This is a genomic window from Bradyrhizobium sp. LB14.3 (assembly GCF_040547985.1).
In the GTDB taxonomy this organism is placed as follows: Bacteria; Pseudomonadota; Alphaproteobacteria; order Rhizobiales; family Xanthobacteraceae; genus Bradyrhizobium.
On the sequence record NZ_JBEPQT010000015.1, the window covers coordinates 50,718 to 69,967 of the forward strand.

Below are 19,250 nucleotides of genomic sequence, written 5' to 3' on the forward strand. Positions count from 1 at the left end.
TCGCCCGGCCAGCCAAACCGAGGACGGAAACCGCCATGCCAGCCTATCGCTCCCGTACCACCACCCACGGCCGCAACATGGCGGGCGCTCGCGGCCTCTGGCGCGCGACGGGCATGAAGGACGGCGATTTCGGCAAGCCGATCATCGCGGTCGTCAACTCCTTCACCCAGTTCGTGCCCGGCCACGTCCATCTGAAGGACCTCGGCCAGCTCGTCGCGCGCGAGATCGAGCAGGCCGGCGGCGTCGCCAAGGAATTCAACACTATCGCGGTCGATGACGGCATCGCCATGGGCCATGACGGCATGCTCTACAGCCTGCCGTCGCGCGAGCTGATCGCCGACAGCGTCGAGTACATGGTCAACGCCCATTGCGCCGACGGCATGGTCTGCATCTCGAATTGCGACAAGATCACGCCCGGCATGCTGATGGCGGCGCTGCGGCTCAACATTCCCGCCGTGTTCGTCTCGGGCGGACCGATGGAGGCCGGCAAGGTCACGCTGCAGGGCAAGACCAAGGCCGTCGACCTGATCGACGCCATGGTCGCCGCCGCCGACTCCAAGGTCAGCGACGAGGACGTCAAGGTGATCGAGCGCTCGGCGTGCCCGACCTGCGGCTCGTGCTCGGGCATGTTCACGGCCAATTCGATGAACTGCCTCACTGAAGCACTTGGTCTTGCGCTGCCCGGCAACGGCACGGTGGTCGCAACCCACGCCGACCGCAAGCGCCTGTTCGTCGAGGCTGGCCACACCATCGTCGATATCGTGCGTCGCCACTATGAGCAGGACGACGCCTCCGTGCTGCCGCGCAATGTCGCCAACTTCAAGGCGTTCGAGAACGCGATGACGCTGGACATCGCGATGGGCGGCTCGACCAACACCGTGCTGCATCTGCTCGCCGCCGCCCATGAAGGGCAGGTCGAGTTCACCATGCAGGACATCGATCGGCTGTCGCGCCGCGTGCCTGTGCTCTGCAAGGTCGCGCCGTCGGTCGCCGACGTGCATGTCGAGGACGTGCATCGCGCCGGCGGCATCATGGCCATCCTGGGCGAGCTCGACCGCGCCGGCCTGATCGACACGTCGGTCTCGACCGTGCACGCGCCGACCATGAAAGACGCGCTGGAGCGCTGGGACATCAAGCGCTCGAAGAGCGAGTCGGTCCGCACCTTCTTCCGCGCCTCGCCCGGCGGCATCCCGACCCAGGTCGCCTTCAGCCAGGAGCGCCGTTACGACGAGCTCGATGCCGACCGCGAGAAGGGTGTCGTGCGCAACCTCGAGCACGCCTTCAGCAAGGATGGCGGCCTCGCCGTGCTCTACGGTAATCTCGCGCAGGACGGCTGCATCGTGAAGACCGCGGGCGTCGACGCCTCGATCCTGAAATTCTCCGGTCCCGCGCGCGTGTTCGAGAGCCAGGACGCATCCGTCGAGGCCATTTTGGGCGGCAAGGTCGTTGCCGGCGAGATCGTCGTCATCATCTACGAAGGCCCGCGCGGCGGCCCCGGCATGCAGGAGATGCTGTATCCGACCAGCTACCTGAAATCGATGGGTCTCGGCAAAGCCTGCGCGCTCGTCACCGACGGACGCTTCTCGGGCGGCTCGTCGGGCCTGTCGATCGGGCATCTGTCACCGGAAGCCGCCGAAGGCGGCAACATCGGTCTGGTGCGGACCGGCGACCGCATCGCCATCGACATCCCAAACCGTAGCATCAGCCTCGAGGTCTCCGACGAGGAGCTCGCCAAGCGCCGCGCCGCGGAAGAGGCGAAGGGCGATGCCGCCTGGCAGGCGACGGGCCGCAAGCGCAACGTCTCGACCGCGCTTCAGGCCTACGCTGCACTCACCACCAGCGCCGCGCGTGGCGCGGTGCGCGAGGTCAAGCGTCGCTCGAAGTAGGAGCGTCTTGCGCGGGCGTGATCGCAAGCGTCGCGCATCGCGCATGGTCAACAAGTTCTGAACGGCCGGCGAAAGCCGGCCGTTCGCATTAAGGATGCCCCGACGAACTTCGGCAAAGCAAGGTTTTGCGGCATATACTGCCATCGACCTTCGCAAATCCATTTTGGGCAACTGGGGCACCACAATAATGTCTCGTACTCTTGCTGTCGTTTTCTCGACGGTCGTCGCTGCGATTTCCATGACGACTGCTGCTTCCGCCGGCTGCTACAATTGCTACACGCCGCCGCCGTGCACGACCTGCTACCAGCAGCAATATGTGCAGCCGCAATACCGCACCGTCGACGAGACCGTGATGGTTTCGCCCGGCTCCGTCGTGGCGCACCGCGCGCCGGCGCAGTACCGCACCGTGATGGTGCCGCAGACCGTGATGGTGGCGCCGCCGAGCGTCCAGTACGAACGCATCCCGCCGCAATACGCCACGCGCCAGCGCGTCGAGATGGTCCAGCCGGGTTATTCCTATTACGCCCCGGTGCAGATGGGCTGCGCCTCCTGCGGCTACTGAGCCGAGGCAGCAACGAAGAACTCCATGCGGCGCTCCCAACGGGGCGCCGTTTTGCTTTTGAGAGCAGCAAACGAGGCCCGGAAACGGAGATGAATCCAGACCGGGCCTCGCAACCGGCGACGCCCTGGGAGATGTCGCCAGTGTCCGGATGGCTGAGGCGTACAGGCTAAGGGAACAGGCTGACGCTCGCCTGACAGATCGTGTGCGGGCGAGGGGGTTTCGGGTCGGGCGCCAACTTCGCGTTGCCTTGGACCGTCGACTGCGTTAAGCGACAGCAATTCCGGACTTGGAAGGGTGGCCGAGTGGTTTAAGGCACCGGTCTTGAAAACCGGCGTGCCCGCAAGGGTACCGTGGGTTCGAATCCCACCCCTTCCGCCAGGACGCTCCTCACTAGCGTCCTCACCCGTCCACCGCTGTGCAGATAAGCGCTGGATTTCCCGGGCTTTCTTGCGGTTTCCGCTTTTCCGTGTTCTCTGGCGTTCACCGCAACCCAGCGACAGCGCCGGGGGCGCGTGATAGGGCAGGGAAAATACCATGGCACGGGAGATCGACCGGCTAACCCCACTCAAGGTCAAGGCACTCATCAAAAGCGGCAAGCCGGGCCGATATTCGGACGGCGCCGGGCTTTACCTCAACGTCAGCGACAACGGCGGCCGGAGATGGGTCCTGCTGATGCGCGTGAATGGCAAGGTGACGGAGCTGGGGCTCGGTAGCGCGCGCGAGGGCTATGTGACGCTTCAACAGGCGCGCCGGCTCGCGAGGCGAGCGCGCGAGAAGATCATGGACGGCGAAGATCCAAGGGAGAAGCCTGCAGTCGTCGTCACGTTCGGCGATTTCGCGGACAAGTTGGTCGAGAACCTGAAGCCCGGATGGCGGAATTCCAAACATGCCGCCCAATGGAAGAGCACGCTGTCCGACAACTACTGCCGCGCGCTGCGCAAGCTGCCCATCGACAAGATCACCACCGAGCACGTCCTCGATGTCATAGAGCCGATCTGGTCGACAAAGCCTGAGACGGCGAGCCGGCTGCGCGGCAGGATCGAGAAGGTGCTGGACGCGGCGAAGGCGAAGAAGTTACGCAGCGGTGAGAACCCGGCCCTCTGGAAGGGGCACCTCGTCCAACTCCTACCCAAGCGCAAGAAACTCACCCGCGGGCACCACGCCGCTATGTCCTACGTCGACGTGCCGGGCTTCGTGAGCGATCTGCAGGCACGAGAGGCGGTGGCGGCGCTCGCGCTTCAGTTCCTGATCCTGACCGCTGCGCGCACCGGCGAGGTGCTGGGCGCGCGGTGGACCGAGTTCGATCTTGACGGCGCGGTGTGGACGGTGCCGCCGGAGCGCATGAAGGGTGAGCGTGAACATCGTGTCCCGCTGTCCGACCGTGCGCTGGTGATCGTGAAGGATCTGCACGAGGTGCGGATCGGTGAGCACGTCTTCCCCGGGCAGGCGCGCGGCAAGCCGCTGTCGGGCATGGCAATGGAGATGGTGCTCCGCCGGATGAAGATCGAGGGCGCAACGGTCCATGGGTTTAGATCGTCGTTTCGCGATTGGTGCGGCGAGGAAACGAGCTTCCCTCGCGAGGTGGCCGAGGCAGCTCTGGCCCATGCGATCGGCGACCAGACGGAGGCCGCATATCGCCGCGGCGACGCGTTGGAGAAGCGCAGGGCGATGATGGTGGCCTGGGCGAACTACTGCGCCGGGCCGAGTAACGTGGTGCCGCTTCGACGCGAGGCGTGACGCCCGTGGGAGTCATGTGGACGTTCAAATTAGGGCTTACGCGCGATTCACGCTAGAAGGGCCGGCCCGACAGGTGCAGCAACACCTGTGGGCCCTAACGGTCTAGCGGACGCGTTGTCCGCCACATGGAAAGACCACGCTACTGAAATTCAAGCAATATCCTGTTGGCTGGCAGCGTGTGCCCTAGCGGCTGCCCAGCCGGCGAAAATGGGCGGGCGGCAGGAATCACTGTTCCCAATAAGCGCTTAATAGGCCATCCGCTCATACTCGCTGGATGAGATCGCGCTGTGGTTGTTGGGGCGTTGCTTGTGATATAGCTTTGAAGATATTGGGGGCACTCCTATGAATGCCGAACGTTATGGGGCAGCCACTAACGGGTGGATGCTGCGGGCGCAATTTGAAGAGATATGTAGCGTTGCAGTGCAGAACGAGGTTTCCGCGCTGCTCGGCCCTGACGATCGCTCCTATGGTGGGCAATACGGCGATCTTCTTCGCAGGATGAGCCAAGCGGCGCTCGAACATGCATTGGCCAACAATATCGAACCGCGTCTTTTTGAATATGATGCCTTGCGCGATGGTTTGAATGTTGTCGGCGCACTTCGATACGCGTTCATCAATGATCCGTCCAATCGGTCGCCAAATTTCTTAGACTACGGCAATCCAACTGATCTGATCAAGGCGGACAAGGTTCCGCGTATTGACCGGATGTCGCTCGAATGCGTCGTGGGTGACTACCTTGCCCTGCCTTATCGATCGCAGGCGATGGACCGGGTTCTCGTGCGGGCCTTGATCGCCGCTGAGCTGTACGCTTTTGGCGACGAAATGCTCAATGAAAAGACCTTCGGGTTATTTCCGGCTCGCTCTCCGATGAAGCAGCGTCATATGTTGCTTGGATATCTGCGCGGTCAACTCGTCAACGCCTTCACGTTTGGCGGAATTGCGGTGTTGGGCTTTGGGTTAAGCTCAGGCAACATCATCAGCGAGAGCGTTGCATGGTGGATCGCCGGGATATGTGTTTCCCTAATCTTGTTCTTTGCCGCGACGAGCACCATGGCGCTGCCATTCCTCTGGTTCAATCAAGCTAAGGCGCGCAGACGAGTCAGGGATCTTCTGGCGACCATGACGACGCTTTACAATGAGCAGCGGTCGGACGGTCCAATCAGTGCCCATTACGTTCGTGAACGCGCAGGCGATGCATCGAGGCAAGGCGTGGTATGGCCCGCGCCGCTGTTTGCCCTATTGGACGACATCATATCCCGCAGTGGCCGCTACTAAGCAGCGCAGCCGCACTCGTCACTCTGTGCGTGCCCGGCCTGGCTTGTCGGAGATGGCCTCTGCCAATTCGAAATCCGAAGCCGCTGAAGTCCATCAACAATTCTGTCGACCGGACGGCGGTGCCCTAACGGCTGCCCCTAATGGCTCTCCAGTCTCTTGCCGTGGCGCGTGGTGAGCGCCGCTGCAGTAGGTGGCGGCGCCTCTGCGCTTCAGGAACAAGGCATCTAGCTAGGGCGTGTACTCATAAAAGCACGACGTCGGCTTTTGGGATCTAAGCAGAAGTTTTCTGCTCAATCAGAGCATTGCCGGTTTTGACCCGTAGCGACCATCCGGCATGTCCTTAATGGCCTCCATTTGATCGGCTACAATCTCCCGCCCCGAGTCTCGGCGGCGGGGGATGAGGCGACGCGAGTTCACACTCGTCGGCGGCGTACCAATCCCAAGCGGTTGCCATCACGGCCCAATGCTGTGCCTCGATGAGAGTCAAGGCCCTCGCGGGTTAGTAGCAATAAAAGCTAGTCAAGCTCCACTGACTTAAATAAGCTGATCACATGCTAGCGGAGGTTGTCATGAAGGTATCCTTGCTCGCTCTTTGTTTTGCTTTCGTTTGTCTTCCTGTCTTCTCGCAAGCCGCCCGGTCCCAGCTCCTCTTTATTCCAACTTGCGTTGAAGTGACTGGCGCAGACATTCCGGTAAGTGCGCGCCGTAGGGGCGATGCTTCGGATTGCGACCCTTCGCAGGCTCGAAACCTAGCAACATTGCGTGCACGCGCGAATGCCAGCGCTGCACTTACACCGACATGCCTTAGCCGGGCTAGCCGTGCCATGGCCGCGAGAGCCTGTGCCAATATCGGCTTGCGTCCGGCCACCTCCCACGACGTAAATCAAACCGGCCCGGTGGGCACTACGGGCTCGACGACGCCGAACGCAGCTATCGGTATTGGGCAATCTGGTGTTGGTGGTTTGCGCCTATGCGCGGTCGTCCGGGATTTGCCCAACGAAGCAGCGACTTCGACTTCGCCGGCTGGCGCTGACCACGGATTTTGTATTTTCAACAACGGTCGCGTGACCAACTTCACGGCCAGAGCGCGGGCCCGCTGTGGAGTGACGTGCTCTTAATACGAGCATGCCACTAACTCGGGGCACCAGCAGAGCGAACGCGAGCCGGTTTCTTAGAGGCAAGTTTCTTACGACTACGCAATGCTTAGCTTCGACGAGCATACTGCGCGGTACGCAACCTAAGCCACCGAGCCATGCTATCGGCGCTACACGGGAACGTTAATGTCTCGGAGCACTACGGAGGTTGCAATGAAACGTTTGATTCTTTCCATCGCTATATTGCTAACGATGGTCGTGACAGACATTTCGCTCTGCCAGCAAGCATCCGCCCAGAATTTAAACATCATATGCGTCGAGGGAGGCTCTTCCACAAGTGCGAGGCGCAGGGCAACCCGAACAGATTGCAGCTTCAGTGCGGCTCAATCAAACGCCATAAGAGCAGCCAGGGTGAATGCATCCGCCGCGCTGAGCGCTACATGTATTCGGGACATACACTTCGAAGCCCAACGCGCCTCTATTTGCGAAGAGCAGGGCCTGTTTCGGTACGTCGGTCCCTCTCGGACCATTGACGATGTTCGTGCCAGGGATGGCGGCTCACCTGTCGATGGTGCAATCCCGATAAATTCCGCTCTGTGTACCGTGCTGCGCGATTTACCAAATGAATCCACCTTCACCACAACGCCGGATAATTTGTGTTTCCCGTTCTTCGGCGGGCAGCACACTACCTATGTTGCGCGATCTCGTGCTCATTGCGGAGTGATATGTGCTGAACAATTCTAATTTGTATGCCCGCGGCTCCTCTCAAATCCAACAAAGTATCCGGCACGGTAGTCTGCCAGTGAGCATTCAGAGTTGGGAATTCTTGGCCTTGTCTCCTCTTGGCCCTTCTCGGACCTCGTGCAATGCCCGCTTCTGCACCGCTGTTGATGGACGAGCGGACATCACCGCGGTGCCTGCCACGCTTCCCAAATGCGTTCCTGGGTGCCGTGGCGCTGGCGATATTCTTGCCGATCGCGCCACTCGCAAAACTTGATCGCCAGCCGCTTGAATGGCCGCGGCCGGCGTGGTGGCGGTGCGAAGGCGATCGGCGCGCGTACCGCGATGGCCGGCGCCAGGGTCGGCGCCAGGTCCTGGTCGATCGGCGCCACCTGGTCGACGGGATCGAGCGCCGCCCGTGCCCCGCGTTGCTGGCGGCTTCGTTCGCGTTGCGCATCGGCCGCGCGGATTTTGCGCGCTGCCGCGTTGGCTATCTTGCGCTCGGCGCGCGCGGCCAGCTCTTGCGCACGGATTGCTTCGAGTGTCTGGAGCACCTGACTGCTTGCCGCTGCGTTGGTGTCGTCTGCCTCAATTGCCTTTAACAATCGATCCCGGGTGCGAGCGCGTTCGGTCAGCTCGTTTTTGCAGGTTCTGCACTGCCTCTTGAAAAAACCCGGGCGCGTCGACTTGCAAAGCTTGGTGTTGGCCGCGGTGTATTCATGCCCGGCCGGGCAATGCGTCTTGGCTGACTGGAATTCATTCCCGGTGTTGGGCATGTGTGGTTTTCTCCCGTGGCGCGCGGTGCTGTGTCGGATCAGTCCTCCGCCATATTGGAAAAACAATAGCTGCAATTTAGTGGGCTGATCGTGCCGCGAGATTCGCGCCCAACCGGCTGCCCCATCACCATCACGATCGCCGCGCGTAGCCGGCCTTTTCTTCCGGCGGCACGTCCGAATAGTTCGGTTGGACGTACGCAAACCAGCTTTCGAAGTCCGCGAAGCCGGCCATCTCATCGGAGCGCGGCAGCCCGCCGATGTTGAGCGCCAGCTCTCCGGCGGCTTTGGCAGCATTAGCGCTGCGCTCTATGAAAGACTGTAAGCCTTCGTCAATCTCGCGTTGCCAACGGTGCACACCGGCATAGCTCCATCTGATTTCGCCGCAGCCGCCTTCGATCAGCAAAATATAAAATTTGCCGTTGGCGCCGGGCCTCATGTTGAGCTTCTCCTCGATCGCTGCAATGCGTGCCTTCAGGTTGTCGAGCTTGCTCATTCCTTGCTGTCCCTTTTCTGCTGTTGTTCGATTGCCACCACGCGCGCGGCAATCTCTGCGGTCTCGATCGCCTTCCGGTGTTGCTCGATCACGTTGGAGACTTCGTTGGCTTCGGCTGCCGTGATCTGACCGGCGCGACAAGCCGCCATGACAGCCGCTGATGCTGCGACGACGTCGGCAGCGGTGACGATGTCCGGAAGCGGAAACGACACCTTGCGCGGCGGCGGTGCCGGCGGAGGGATGCGCGGATGGATATAGGGCGCGACGTCTTTGGCGATGGCAGCCGCGCGCGTGGAATAATACTCGAACTTTTTGGCGTTGTTCGCGTGCCGATCGGCGAACGCCTCGAACGCGCGCATTGTCTTGATCATCATCGCGAGTGGTGTTGTCCCGCTCGCTGCCACCGCGGCCTCGCGCGCTAAGGTGGTTCTGTTTTTTCCGCCCATCTTCCGCCCAGAACCGGGCCGTTTTCCGCCGCTTGGCATGTCTCTGATTTTTCAAAAGTATCAAACCGCGGCGCGCTGCCGGGCTTCCCCTGTGTGTGATCTGGCGGCGCGCCAGCACCGGAAGCGTGCGCGCCGCCGTCACGATGCGGCTCCGGCTCAGACCAGTGCCGGCGCCGCATGTTCTTATCTTTAGTTGATCGAGCCGCCGGACGAATTGGGAACGCCAGGCCGGCCCAAACGCGGCTCGTTGTAGAAGCCGATCACCTTGCGAACCGGGCGCGACATGGCGCCCGCGAACGTGCCTTTCGAGCCAACAAACGAGGTGATGCGGTGGCCGCCGGGGCTCTCCGTTTTCACTTCGCGGAAAACGTACGGCTGCATATCAACCGGTTTGAGTCCGGCCTCGTAAGCATCGGCCCTGATGCCGTCGAGCACTGTTTGGAACGTCGACTGATCTCGCGCAATCACGGCCAGCTCCGATTTCGCAAACCGCTTGGAATGCTTCTGAAGCGGCCTGTGGATGCGACAGGCGTAGTCCAAGACGGTTTCGCCCTGCATCGGTGCCGGCGCGCTGCCTTCCCCCAAGCATCTATAAGAGACGTCCGCGCGGGCCTGCAGCTCAGCGAGGGCGTCACGGTCGGCGGGACCCCGGTCCAACTGTTTTACCGTCACGTCGTTCACCCGGTCTTGCAGGGCGCGAAATTCGCCGCGCGAAACGGAGTCGGCAGCGGTGCGTTCAGCCGCCGTGTCGTCGTCTTGGTCGGATTTCTTCGCCGCGAGCTTCGCGACCGAGTCCGCAAGCGCCGTGTGCTTCGCATCCATCTTCGCGATGCTGTCGGCCACGTCGGCGCGCAGGGCCTCGCCGAGCTCCGCGACTGCCTTCAAGATATCTTCCGGATTCACAGGATTCATCCTTTTGCTGTGGTGTGGCTTGGCTTGGATGGTCCCTGCAGCCGCTACCTTACACTCAGGACGCGCGCGCGAGATAGTGGGTAGCAAGCGATTATCCCTTGCGTAGTGGTTGTTACCGCGATGTGCGCATCATCGCGGCGCTCTATGATGCTGCACGCCAAGTGCCGCGCAAATGGAGCAGCGCTACGCCTGCGGCAGCGATGTCGGAAACGCTCTCCGCCATACCGGAAACGCGCGCCGCTGAAAATAAGCTACTTTCTATCGGGTGGCGGGGTCTGCCCTAGTCGCTGCTCCAAGTCGTCGCGGCCTGTTCGAGGCCATTCTTTCCACAACCAAGTAACCACCGGCAATCAAGCGCCCGCGCGTGCCGGCAAATCTCGTCATCGTCCATCCGCCTTGCTCCGGCATTTCACGCCGCACCTCGTCGTGGACGTCGAAGGCGCCGCCGCCATGACGAAAGCGCAGAAATTCGAGCAACAGAAACGCATCCGGATCTTTCAACCTCAAAGTTTCGGTGAACGCTGCTCGATCGATAATCACTCTCGGCATGTCTGCTTTCCTTTGGTTTCGCGGAGTTGCGCGCCGCCCGCAGATGGGCTCGGCGCCGCCGGATTCCTGCCGGCTGGCCAGCGGCTGGGTCTGGCGCGCGGTGATCGGTTCGCCTAAAAGCGGATCATGATCACGAATTTCCTGTTCATGGACGAGAAGTTCGCAGACGAAGGTGTTCCTCTGCGGGCTCGCGCGATATCGTTGACTGGCATCCTGATCTCGGCAGATGCGCACAGGGCGTTCAAGGGAAGGTTCTATGGCCTTGTGCATCGGACGATCGGGGATGAGCAGCACGTCATATCCCCGATGCCGGTGGTTCACGCGATGGACCTTTTCCCCGGGAAAGATGACGACACCCGTTTCCGTTTCCTTGAAGGTATAGTGCAGATTGTAGCCGATCTCGGCTTCCGAACTTACCGTGTCGGTTACCGGCCAACGCAAGAATTGCTGAAGATTGTTGGCGACAAGGAGGGGGTCCTCGGTCTGTGCTTCGCGAGTATGCTGCACTGTCTCGAGGGTGAGCTGGCCAAGTCGGTGATCTGGCCTGTCATGGAAATTGACCGCAACTCCTCGAAACAGGACCGCTCGTTCGCTGGCCTTGTGCAGAGTGTAGACTACATGACTTCGAGGCTCGGATCAGCTTCGATGTCCGTCCACAACGACAACCTGGGAGAACTTCTATACACGACGAAGAAGTCTGCCTATGGATCTCTGGTCGATTGCATTGCCTACCTTCTCCACCTGAGATTTTTGAGGTCGATTGGGCATTCGCTAACGCCTTTTAAATCTCGCCTAGCTGACATCGCATCAAGCCTTGAACCTGTGATCTCGTTCGACGAGGTCATCGAGATGAAGATGGAAATGCCGCCTGCGGGCTATCTTTCAAACGGGCCAGTGCGATTCATGGTTCCGGTCACTCCGCAGGATTGAACAACTCAGAACGTCCGTTGTTAGTTGCTGGTCGGTGGGTGTTCGTCTGTAACTGAACTTTGTTTGCGGCTTAGACCGTCGGGCACACTTCGCCCCTTTCGGGGACGAAGTGCCTTCTCGTGTCTGAACTTCATCTCGGGATGAGCCGTGCCCTTGCGGGCGACACAGTTGATCTACGATTTCCCTATTGGGGCGGGCCGGGGTCGCTCTGTCGGTCCTGATCGCGGCTTCATGCGGCGGCGGCGGCGCGCAAGCTGATCAACCAGCCGTGCGGTCGCGTGCAGCTCCTTGCGGGCTGCGTCCATATGTGCGTGCGAGCAATGCTCGCGCATTTTAATAGGTGTACACCGGCAGCCCCCGCCCAATCGCGGACCAACTCCGGCCTTCGTCCCCACGCGGTCTTATTCCCACGGTTGGCTCCGGCTGCTTTCACAGAGCTAAACGGCACACGCGCGCCGTCCCATCCTCGACGGGGAGCGAGCGACCGCACAGCGCTTGATAAAACGCGCTGCATGTGGCATGCAGAATCTTGTGAAGAGACTCCGCAAGGGCTGCTCCCCTTGTGTAGGCGCCAGTCGGACCTGTGAAATCCGACTGGCGTTTTTTTTATGCCGATGAGTCTCTCCGCGCGCAACTGTCTCCGCTTCGTCACCATCGTCAGCGCGGCAGCTTTGCCCAACAAAAAAACCTCCTATTACGCGCCATTCTGTAGCCGATGCGAGAAGTCCCCGTTTCATGCGGGTTTTTGCGATTTCTGTTTTTCGCACTCCGCAGAGTGTTCCTTGTTACGCGTGAGAAAACGTCATACATTTTTATTTTTGCTGCGCGGTGCGCCGGCGTGTTGTTACCCATCGCGCGATCATGTGCAGCGATGCGATGCGCGATTGAACACCGCAACGATGCGCGTTAGAGATCGAGGGCCGGCGCCGTGTATCCCTCTCGCGTCGCCGGCGCTTGGTGTGGTGTGCTGGAATTTAACGCCTTCTTCGCGCACTTCGGACCGGCGCCGCTTCCCCCGTGAGCGACGCCGGTTTGCGTTTCAGCGGTGCGCACGTGCCACGGCCTCCGCGAATTGACGGCTCTCGAACGGGCCTGCAGCGTCATCGTGCCAGCCGAGCTGATAGAGCCCGTCATCGCGTTGAATGATCGGCTCGGCGAGCGGCGTCGGATGATCCTGCTCGGCATCGCGCTCGTGCTTCGCTGCCGTCATTTCGCGGTCGCGCGCTTGGCCTTGGGGTCATAGACCGGCGGCAGCGCTTCCAACCACAACTGCAGATCGGTGCGCAGGACGATTGTTTTCGTGCCGAGCTTCCGCCCGAGGAGCGCGCCCGATTGCATGGCCTTGTACAGGGTGCCGCGCGAGATGTGCGCGAGCACGCACGCCTCGTTGATCGTCAACGTCAAAGTCTGGGGGGGTGGTTGGGTGTCCATGAACATTGCTCTCCGTCCCGGCCGAACCGGGGACGCGCAGATAGGCAAAGGACTTTTCTTGGACAGCCGTGACTAACCACGAAGACCCCATGGACGACAAGAGGCATCTATGCGCGGGCGTCGTGGCGATCGCCATAGCCACTAGCGGCAGATAGTGGGGCAGGCAGGGGTGCCCCGGAGGTGCTTCAATTCCAGATGTGAAATCAATGTATTAAGCGGCGGGACACCGTGGGTTCGGCTCCCACCCCTTCCGCCAGTCAAGGCTAAAAAGTCTTTTATTTCTAGGGGGTGGCCGTTTCACTAACCAAATGGCTCTCACCAATTGGCCACGCTTGTGGACAAGTATAGTGTAGTGAAACATGCTTGCAACTTTTGAGCGCGTCGAGTATCTCGGCGCGGGGAATTTGCTTGCTCAAGCTGCCGGAAAGTTTGGCGGATGTTCTAACGTTTGACGTTGACACGCTTTCCGTGTCCGGGCGCGAGGGTAAGCACCGCGAATTCAAGGTCGACTTCGCCCAGAAAGACATGTCTGACTACACGAAGGCGCTTGCGGCTTTTGCTAACGCCGACGGCGGTATCATCATATTTGGCGTTCGAGATCGGCCACGAGAAATCGTTGGCATCAAGGAGGTGATCGACGAAGCCCGGTGGGCTGATCGCCTACGGGAAGATTTTGCCCCCGAGATCGTTTTTTCCACGCGTACCTACGAAATAAAAGGAAAGATCCTTCTGGCAATCGGCACCAATGCCTCGCCCCATAGGCCGATCATCGCCAAGATCAACAGGTCCAAGAAATCAGCCGATAAGGACGGCAAGCCGATCATCACTGAGTCGATCCGCGAGGGCACAATTTATTATCGCTACGGAGGTCAAATCCGACCGATTGGGTACACCGAGCTTTCCACGATGCTAGCTGACCGTGAGCGAAACCGCATCAAGGCGATGATGGAGAACCTGAAGGTCGTCGAGAAGATCGGCATTCAAAACGTCGGCATTGTCGACATGAAGGAAGGCTCGTCGCACCTCTATTTGTCGAAGGAAACCGCTAGGGGACTGTCGTTCATTGACCGGGGCCGGTTCGTTGAGGAGGACGGCGCGCCGGCCTATGTCGTTCTGGGCAACGTCGACCTCAATCAGGTTATCCACCGCCCTTTAGAGGATGAGGACAAAAATCTTCCGATGGAAGTGGCCAAGCATCTGAAGCCAATTGTCCAAAAAATCTACGGGATCGAAATTCCCTTTTCGCCGGGCCAAGTATCTCAAATTCTGCGTCATCTGGGTGTGCTGGACGACAACACTCATTCGATCTGGGAGAAGAAATTGCGGCGCCGGTATATCACCCGCAAAGGCATCGAAGCGATCGAGGCTTTCGTCCTGGCGGCGCCTCTGGAAGCACTGCGGGCGTTTGGGTCAAAGGCGGTGATCGCTCAATACGAGGCGCTTCCCTAGCTATCTTGGATCGATGGCATTGCGTTTGAATTGACGATTGGTTAGCGGCGGTGGTGAGCGACGCGATTTCTCCAAGTGGCTCAACGCAGATTGCGGATGACGTTTCCGCCACTCGTCCGCTCTAGCGCGCTTTCCAGACATATCGGGCTCAACGTCGAGAGTCCGTAAAGGGCCAGACGCGGACATTTCGCTACGGCGCAGCAACGTGGGATATCAGTTAGCCACCACTGCGAAATTGCGTGATGTTCGGCGGGGGCGGATTTGGATATCTCTTGATCGTTGCCATGTACTCATCGACAGTTTTGAGCGCTGGACCCGATACCCAGCCAAACATTGCCGCTACAATGAGATCCTCGTGTGGGTCCATTTCAATGTTGTAAATCTTCGGGTAGCCGGCCATCGGAGCGCTGGCGGAGAACATACCGGGCTGCCGCTGCGGTCCAATGCCGGTCGGATGTACGTCAGTGAAGTAAATGCGCCACTGCTTCCAACGCGAGGCGACGAGGTCTCCGCCGATAAAGCTCAACATGCTTTCGCGACGCCCTAGGGCTGTGCTGCCGAACAAGACGTCGGTTTGATCGACGCCGTCAATCGCTCGGTCTGTTGGCATGGTGCCACCGACAATGTGGGCGAAGGTCGGCAGGAAATCCATGATCGAGAACATGGCGTATGTGGTTGTGCTCGGCTTGACCTTGCCGGGCCAACGGATGATTGCTGCCGTCCGTATCGCTCCTTCCGTCGCTTCGCCTAACTCTCCGCGAAACGGACCGGAATTTCCCATGTCCGGCGTCCCCTGGTTGCCATGTTCGCGTGCAGTTTGCCCTTGCGGGCCGTTATCAGAGGCGAAGACAACGATGGTATTGTCGTCGACGCCAAGTTCCTTCAGCGTGTCGAGGATCTGGCCGACGTGGTAGTCCCCTTCCATTATCTTGTCGCCGTAATTGCCGATCCGCGACTTGCCCTTGAACGGTTGCGAAGGCAGGTTCGGGAAGTGCCCCATCGAGAACGGCAAGTACAGGAGAAAGGGCTTCCCAGCGGCCTTCTGACGCCGCATGAAATCGATTGATTTATCCACCAACTCATCGTCGATGTTGGCGCGCACGTCCTCCGTAAATGGCTTCACCGTCTGCAACGGGCCGCCTGCCTTCGCCTCAACAATCTGCGGCCCCGTTCTCAGTAACGCTTCGTACGGCTCATTGCTGGAGTGCGTGAGGGCGATTGTCGCTGGATATGTTGCTGCATCCCAGCTGATATCGGGCGGAATACCGTAGAACTCATCAAAGCCGTGCGCGGTCGGCAAACTCTGAGGCGCACTTCCAAGGTGCCATTTGCCGAAAATCGCGGTGGCGTAGCCAACACTTTTGAACAACTCGCCCATGGTGAAGGCGTTGGCGGGAAGCGTATAAGGACTGCCCTCAATGGCGATCAGCGACAGACCGTTGCGGATGGAATATTGCCCGGTCATGAGCGCCGCACGGGAGGGGGTACAGGCTGGTTCCACTAGGAATTGCGTGAGACGCAATCCCTCCTGAGCCAGTGTATCAAGCCGCGGCGTCGGAGCCCCGCGCAACTCGCCACCGCCATATGACCCAAGATCGCCGTAGCCGACGTTATCGGCGAGAATGAAAACAACGTTCGGCCTATCGCTTTGTTGCGCAAAGGCAGTTGCCGAACCCATCAAAGCAACTAGCGTCACCGCTGAAGCGCAGCGCCTTAAGGCTGTGATTTTCATTGCGATAGCCTCCATAAGCCATACCGGCCGAAGCGTAGCCGCCGCATTCAACCTTCTCAAGTATATCTGAACGGACGCGCAGTGCTAATTTGTCCGCTCAGGGTCACAAGCCGACTTCCGAACCGACTTGAGCCTAGGTCGGCTTATCTCCTGACGGCAGACATAACGGCCCTGTCAGCGAACGGCGGCAACGGGCCAATAGGCGGCATTGAGCCCATCCCATCTGATTGCAAGGACGTACCTTTGAAAATGGCAATCGGAACCAGGAAACGTTGGGAAACTCGCGCGTTTAGCTGACCGGGGCAATGCACTGGAGGAGAGGCATGCGAACAGCAACTCTCGCGATGATTGTCGTTGCCGGAAGCGCGATTGCCTTCCAAGCAGCGGCGCAACAGCAAAAGGCCGCACCTAGTGAGCAAACTAAGGAGGAGATGCACGGTGATGTAGACAAAGGGCTCAAGACTAGCGAGCCCAATGAGCAGATGCAGCGTGAGGCAGACAAAGGGGTCAAGACGCGCAACTCCGGAGAATCCGGTTACGTGGCCGATCAAGACAAGCCGGGCGCTTCTGCGCATCCTCCGGGCCGACCGGGAAGTGAGCAGACGACGGGCTCGGGTAGCCAGACCGGCGCTCCAAAATAGAGCCATCAGCGCTCGCGTCGACGGCGAGTTGCGCCGCCGAGGTCGGCTTGACCGCGCGGCGCGCTCAGATTAACCGCCCACATTTCGCGGTTGGCCCCGGCTTAGCTAATCAAACTCGCCGCAGATCAAATGTCCGTTCGCGGTCATAAGCTGCCGATGATCGACCCAACCGGCAGCTTCCGCTTTATAACCGGAAGCCGACGTTTACGAGTACACGCCCTAGCTTAGCCCGGCGTGAATGATGCGACTTGCGTGTTCGACGCTGTGATGATCTGGGCCGGCCAGTCCTGCTTCAAGCTGGGAGCGAACTCGGCGTGTTGCAGAAGCCGCACAAGATCATCAAGTGCGTTCTTGTCGCGCAAGAAGGACAGCATAGGGGCCGACCCGCCGACATTGCGATTTTCGATCGTGCGGTCGAGAGCGGCGAGGTTATCGCGTGACGATTTCCACAGCCATATAAACCGCGATCGTTAGACAATTTGGTGAGCGGGCTAAAATCACAAGCGATGACAATGCGCCGGGAGGAGGGCGCGTCCGCCGCTCCACCGAAACATTCCCCGGACGCCTTGTGTACATCCGACAAGGCGTCCGGGGCCTGCCCATGAACCAGCAACGGAGAAGCGACTAACCTTTGCTGGGGCATTTCGATTAACGTTTGTCGGGGGAACGCTGATCTCGGAGATGTCGATCTCGCGATCCAGTACACGCCACGACGATCCACCCACATAGAGGAGGCTCAGCAGCGAGCGGAGCAGTCGGGCAAGTCGATGAGCAACTTCCTGCAGGTCATCACATACGGCACTTCGGAGATTAGACAGATACTGAAGAACAAAAGTCCTCACCTGTCGCTTCACGAGCACTCTGAGCCTGATCGACTTGGCGTAGCCTCCCGCGTGCTCTTCGCCGCACCTTGATCAAGCCAGCAATCGTTGCTACGGATCAGTGCTACGGTGCATCGTTAGGTGACCGTTATTTTCGTAATCGGATCAATGTCTTCGGCGTGTAGGTAGGCAGACCCACCCCTTCCGCCAGTACTATCCGGCCGAGGTCTGTCGGTTGGGCTTTCCCGGGCAGGTGATCGGTGAATCAGACGTTCAATCCGGCCGCGCTCGACAAGCTGAAGCTCCGTATTCAGGCGTTGCGCGCCAAGACGATCGCCAATGGTTGCACCGAGGACGAGGCGCTGTCTGCGGCCGCCAAGGTCGCCGAACTGTTGGATCGCCACGATCTGTCGCTCTCCGATGTCGAACTGCGTGCGTCGCCGTGCGAACGGAGGGTCTACGAGACCCATCGCAAGAAGCGAATTCCGCTGGACGACTGCATCGGCGCGATCGCTCATTTCTGCGATTGTCGGGTCTGGCGCGAGAAGAACGCGTCCGGCGAGAGCAGGTTTGTGTTGTTCGGTCTCGGCGCGGATGTCGAGGTCGCGCATTATCTGGCCGAATTGATCGACGGCGCCGTGCGCGCCGAACTTGGCCGCTTCAAGACCTCGGTCGACTACGCCCGCTTCCGGCACCAGGAGCGGCATCTGGCCAATGCCTCCTTCGCGCTCGGGATGGTGGCGTCAATCGCGGACCGGCTGCTGGCGATCAAGGCCAGTCGCGATCAGGTCAACGAAAGCACCGGCCGCGGGCTGGTCGTCCTCAAGACCTCGGTGGTCGATACCGAGTTCGGCAAGCTCGACCTCAAGATGCGCACCCAGCGCAGCACCAGCCGGATGGTGTCGATGACGGCCTATGAAGCCGGCGGCGCCGCCGGAGCGTCGCTGGCCATCAATCCCGGCCTTGGCGAGTCGCCGTCAAGGACCACTCCCAACGGAAGCTGAACGGATCGGGGGAGGGGCACGGCTTCGGCCGGAGCCGAGACACGGCGGTGTCATTCCGGTTCATCAGCTGCCGTCGGTCGTCTAGGCTGCCCATGCTAATAAAGTGCAGCGACGAGCATCCGGAACGCGATCGAATTTGAGAAATTAGCCCGGCAGGAGTTTCACACTGGGCAACGCATGTTCTTCATTTTCTCGAACCGACTGGGGTGTCTCGGCTCGCTGCTGATCTCCGGCGTGGTCACTGTCGCGCTGCTTGTCCTGTTCGCGATCGTCCGGTTTTGAATCCCGAGGTGAGGTGCAACTCTCGCCAGGCTCCAGGAACCTGGCCCTTGCTGGCCTGTTGTTCGCATTCTCGTCCAGCCGCGGAGCACGCCATTGGAAAGTACGATCATTGGAGAATTCGAGACGCGCCGCAGCGCTGAGCTTGCGGTCGAGCATGTCGTGCAGGAATGCGGCGTGCCGCGAACCGACGTCTTCGTCCAGTCCGCCGGCGGCGCGAACACGGTAGGGACACTTCCTGCCGGTGCTGACGTCAAAACCGCGCCTGCGCCGGCGGGGCATCAAAAACTGGGAGGTCTGATCGAAGTCTCCGTGGATTTTCACGGCGACGCCCCCGAGAAGATTGCAGACATCTTGAGGGACGCAGGCGCAAAGACTGTCCGAACCAAATAGCGGCAATGGGCGCCTGTGGCACCGGGATCCGCACGCACTGAACGGTCGCCTCTGGTCTGAAGGCGCCTCTGGTCTGAAGTCGTGGAACCCCTTGAGCGTTCAGAGCGTTTAGACGCGAAT

Annotated in this window: 17 protein-coding genes and 1 tRNA gene; 9 read left to right on the plus strand and 9 right to left on the minus strand. The window is 60.2% G+C overall.

Annotated features, from left to right (window positions below; all coding sequences use genetic code 11):
• The first annotated feature begins 35 nt into the window (after positions 1 to 35).
• The 5 genes from ilvD (at position 36) to ABIB00_RS24710 (ending at position 5,460) form a co-directional block, all read left to right on the plus strand.
• Positions 36 to 1,886 (plus strand): dihydroxy-acid dehydratase, encoded by a 1,851-nt coding sequence (ilvD, locus tag ABIB00_RS24690; protein WP_247343467.1) that lies wholly within the window; start codon positions 36 to 38, stop codon positions 1,884 to 1,886.
• A gap of 238 nt (positions 1,887 to 2,124) precedes the next feature.
• On the plus strand, positions 2,125 to 2,448 hold the full coding sequence (locus tag ABIB00_RS24695) for a hypothetical protein (RefSeq protein WP_247343463.1): 324 nt from the start codon (positions 2,125 to 2,127) through the stop codon (positions 2,446 to 2,448).
• Between the two features lie 288 nt (positions 2,449 to 2,736).
• Positions 2,737 to 2,826, plus strand: a tRNA-Ser gene (locus ABIB00_RS24700).
• A 156-nt stretch (positions 2,827 to 2,982) separates the two neighbouring features.
• On the plus strand, positions 2,983 to 4,185 hold the full coding sequence (locus tag ABIB00_RS24705) for a tyrosine-type recombinase/integrase (RefSeq protein WP_354106161.1): 1,203 nt from the start codon (positions 2,983 to 2,985) through the stop codon (positions 4,183 to 4,185).
• A gap of 342 nt (positions 4,186 to 4,527) precedes the next feature.
• The gene (locus tag ABIB00_RS24710; RefSeq protein WP_354106162.1) at positions 4,528 to 5,460 is read left to right on the plus strand and encodes a hypothetical protein; all 933 of its coding nucleotides are present in this window, start codon (positions 4,528 to 4,530) and stop codon (positions 5,458 to 5,460) included.
• A 1,999-nt stretch (positions 5,461 to 7,459) separates the two neighbouring features.
• Here the strand turns inward: ABIB00_RS24710 and ABIB00_RS24715 are convergent.
• The 5 genes from ABIB00_RS24715 to ABIB00_RS24735 form a co-directional block, all read right to left on the minus strand.
• The gene (locus ABIB00_RS24715) at positions 7,460 to 8,050 is read right to left on the minus strand and encodes a hypothetical protein (protein ID WP_354106163.1); all 591 of its coding nucleotides are present in this window, start codon (positions 8,048 to 8,050) and stop codon (positions 7,460 to 7,462) included.
• A gap of 130 nt (positions 8,051 to 8,180) precedes the next feature.
• Positions 8,181 to 8,543 (minus strand): hypothetical protein, encoded by a 363-nt coding sequence (locus ABIB00_RS24720; RefSeq protein WP_354106164.1) that lies wholly within the window; start codon positions 8,541 to 8,543, stop codon positions 8,181 to 8,183.
• Positions 8,540 to 8,989, minus strand: a complete 450-nt coding sequence (locus tag ABIB00_RS24725) for a hypothetical protein (protein WP_354106165.1) — start codon at positions 8,987 to 8,989, stop codon at positions 8,540 to 8,542. The genes ABIB00_RS24720 and ABIB00_RS24725 overlap by 4 nt, the downstream gene beginning before the upstream one ends.
• Positions 8,990 to 9,178: 189 nt before the next feature.
• Positions 9,179 to 9,874: a hypothetical protein gene (locus ABIB00_RS24730; RefSeq protein ID WP_354106166.1), complete on the minus strand. Its 696-nt coding sequence runs from the start codon at positions 9,872 to 9,874 to the stop codon at positions 9,179 to 9,181.
• Between the two features lie 285 nt (positions 9,875 to 10,159).
• Positions 10,160 to 10,450: a hypothetical protein gene (locus ABIB00_RS24735; protein WP_354106167.1), complete on the minus strand. Its 291-nt coding sequence runs from the start codon at positions 10,448 to 10,450 to the stop codon at positions 10,160 to 10,162.
• 126 nt (positions 10,451 to 10,576) lie between these two features.
• Between ABIB00_RS24735 and ABIB00_RS24740 the strand changes: the two genes are divergently transcribed.
• Positions 10,577 to 11,380 (plus strand): hypothetical protein, encoded by an 804-nt coding sequence (locus ABIB00_RS24740; RefSeq protein WP_354106168.1) that lies wholly within the window; start codon positions 10,577 to 10,579, stop codon positions 11,378 to 11,380.
• A 1,039-nt stretch (positions 11,381 to 12,419) separates the two neighbouring features.
• On the opposite strand, the gene ABIB00_RS24745 is transcribed toward ABIB00_RS24740, so the two are convergent.
• On the minus strand, positions 12,420 to 12,590 hold the full coding sequence (locus ABIB00_RS24745; RefSeq protein WP_354106169.1) for a hypothetical protein: 171 nt from the start codon (positions 12,588 to 12,590) through the stop codon (positions 12,420 to 12,422).
• A complete protein-coding gene (locus tag ABIB00_RS24750) occupies positions 12,587 to 12,817 on the minus strand; it encodes a helix-turn-helix domain-containing protein (protein ID WP_354106170.1) in 231 nt (76 codons plus the stop codon). Before ABIB00_RS24750 ends, ABIB00_RS24745 begins: the two co-directional genes overlap by 4 nt.
• A 402-nt stretch (positions 12,818 to 13,219) precedes the next feature.
• Between ABIB00_RS24750 and ABIB00_RS24755 the strand changes: the two genes are divergently transcribed.
• Positions 13,220 to 14,260 (plus strand): ATP-binding protein, encoded by a 1,041-nt coding sequence (locus tag ABIB00_RS24755; RefSeq protein WP_354106171.1) that lies wholly within the window; start codon positions 13,220 to 13,222, stop codon positions 14,258 to 14,260.
• 217 nt (positions 14,261 to 14,477) lie between these two features.
• Here the strand turns inward: ABIB00_RS24755 and ABIB00_RS24760 are convergent, their stop codons facing one another.
• Positions 14,478 to 15,992 (minus strand): arylsulfatase, encoded by a 1,515-nt coding sequence (locus ABIB00_RS24760; protein WP_247353321.1) that lies wholly within the window; start codon positions 15,990 to 15,992, stop codon positions 14,478 to 14,480.
• Between the two features lie 323 nt (positions 15,993 to 16,315).
• Here ABIB00_RS24760 and ABIB00_RS24765 point away from each other — a divergent pair, with 323 nt between their 5' ends.
• Together ABIB00_RS24765 and ABIB00_RS24770 are read left to right on the plus strand one after the other, a co-directional pair.
• Positions 16,316 to 16,633, plus strand: coding sequence for a hypothetical protein (locus ABIB00_RS24765; protein WP_247353323.1), 318 nt, complete (start codon positions 16,316 to 16,318; stop codon positions 16,631 to 16,633).
• A 1,081-nt stretch (positions 16,634 to 17,714) separates the two neighbouring features.
• The gene (locus ABIB00_RS24770; protein WP_354106172.1) at positions 17,715 to 18,458 is read left to right on the plus strand and encodes a DUF7168 domain-containing protein; all 744 of its coding nucleotides are present in this window, start codon (positions 17,715 to 17,717) and stop codon (positions 18,456 to 18,458) included.
• A 144-nt stretch (positions 18,459 to 18,602) separates the two neighbouring features.
• Here ABIB00_RS24770 and ABIB00_RS24775 read toward each other — a convergent pair whose 3' ends face one another.
• On the minus strand, positions 18,603 to 19,061 hold the full coding sequence (locus tag ABIB00_RS24775; protein ID WP_354106173.1) for a hypothetical protein: 459 nt from the start codon (positions 19,059 to 19,061) through the stop codon (positions 18,603 to 18,605).
• Between the last annotated feature and the right edge of the window lie 189 nt (positions 19,062 to 19,250).

Excerpts from the sequence above, each read along its gene's own strand:
- ilvD (WP_247343467.1), top strand. The coding sequence starts at position 36 with ATGCCAGCCTATCGCTCCCGTACCACCACCCACGGCCGCAACATGGCG.
- ABIB00_RS24695 (WP_247343463.1), top strand. The coding sequence starts at position 2,125 with ATGACGACTGCTGCTTCCGCCGGCTGCTACAATTGCTACACGCCGCCG.
- ABIB00_RS24705 (WP_354106161.1), top strand. The coding sequence starts at position 2,983 with ATGGCACGGGAGATCGACCGGCTAACCCCACTCAAGGTCAAGGCACTC.
- ABIB00_RS24710 (WP_354106162.1), top strand. The coding sequence starts at position 4,528 with ATGAATGCCGAACGTTATGGGGCAGCCACTAACGGGTGGATGCTGCGG.
- ABIB00_RS24715 (WP_354106163.1), bottom strand. The coding sequence starts at position 8,050 with ATGCCCAACACCGGGAATGAATTCCAGTCAGCCAAGACGCATTGCCCG.
- ABIB00_RS24720 (WP_354106164.1), bottom strand. The coding sequence starts at position 8,543 with ATGAGCAAGCTCGACAACCTGAAGGCACGCATTGCAGCGATCGAGGAG.
- ABIB00_RS24725 (WP_354106165.1), bottom strand. The coding sequence starts at position 8,989 with ATGGGCGGAAAAAACAGAACCACCTTAGCGCGCGAGGCCGCGGTGGCA.
- ABIB00_RS24735 (WP_354106167.1), bottom strand. The coding sequence starts at position 10,450 with ATGCCGAGAGTGATTATCGATCGAGCAGCGTTCACCGAAACTTTGAGG.
- ABIB00_RS24740 (WP_354106168.1), top strand. The coding sequence starts at position 10,577 with ATGATCACGAATTTCCTGTTCATGGACGAGAAGTTCGCAGACGAAGGT.
- ABIB00_RS24745 (WP_354106169.1), bottom strand. The coding sequence starts at position 12,590 with ATGACGGCAGCGAAGCACGAGCGCGATGCCGAGCAGGATCATCCGACG.
- ABIB00_RS24750 (WP_354106170.1), bottom strand. The coding sequence starts at position 12,817 with ATGTTCATGGACACCCAACCACCCCCCCAGACTTTGACGTTGACGATC.
- ABIB00_RS24760 (WP_247353321.1), bottom strand. The coding sequence starts at position 15,992 with ATGAAAATCACAGCCTTAAGGCGCTGCGCTTCAGCGGTGACGCTAGTT.
- ABIB00_RS24765 (WP_247353323.1), top strand. The coding sequence starts at position 16,316 with ATGCGAACAGCAACTCTCGCGATGATTGTCGTTGCCGGAAGCGCGATT.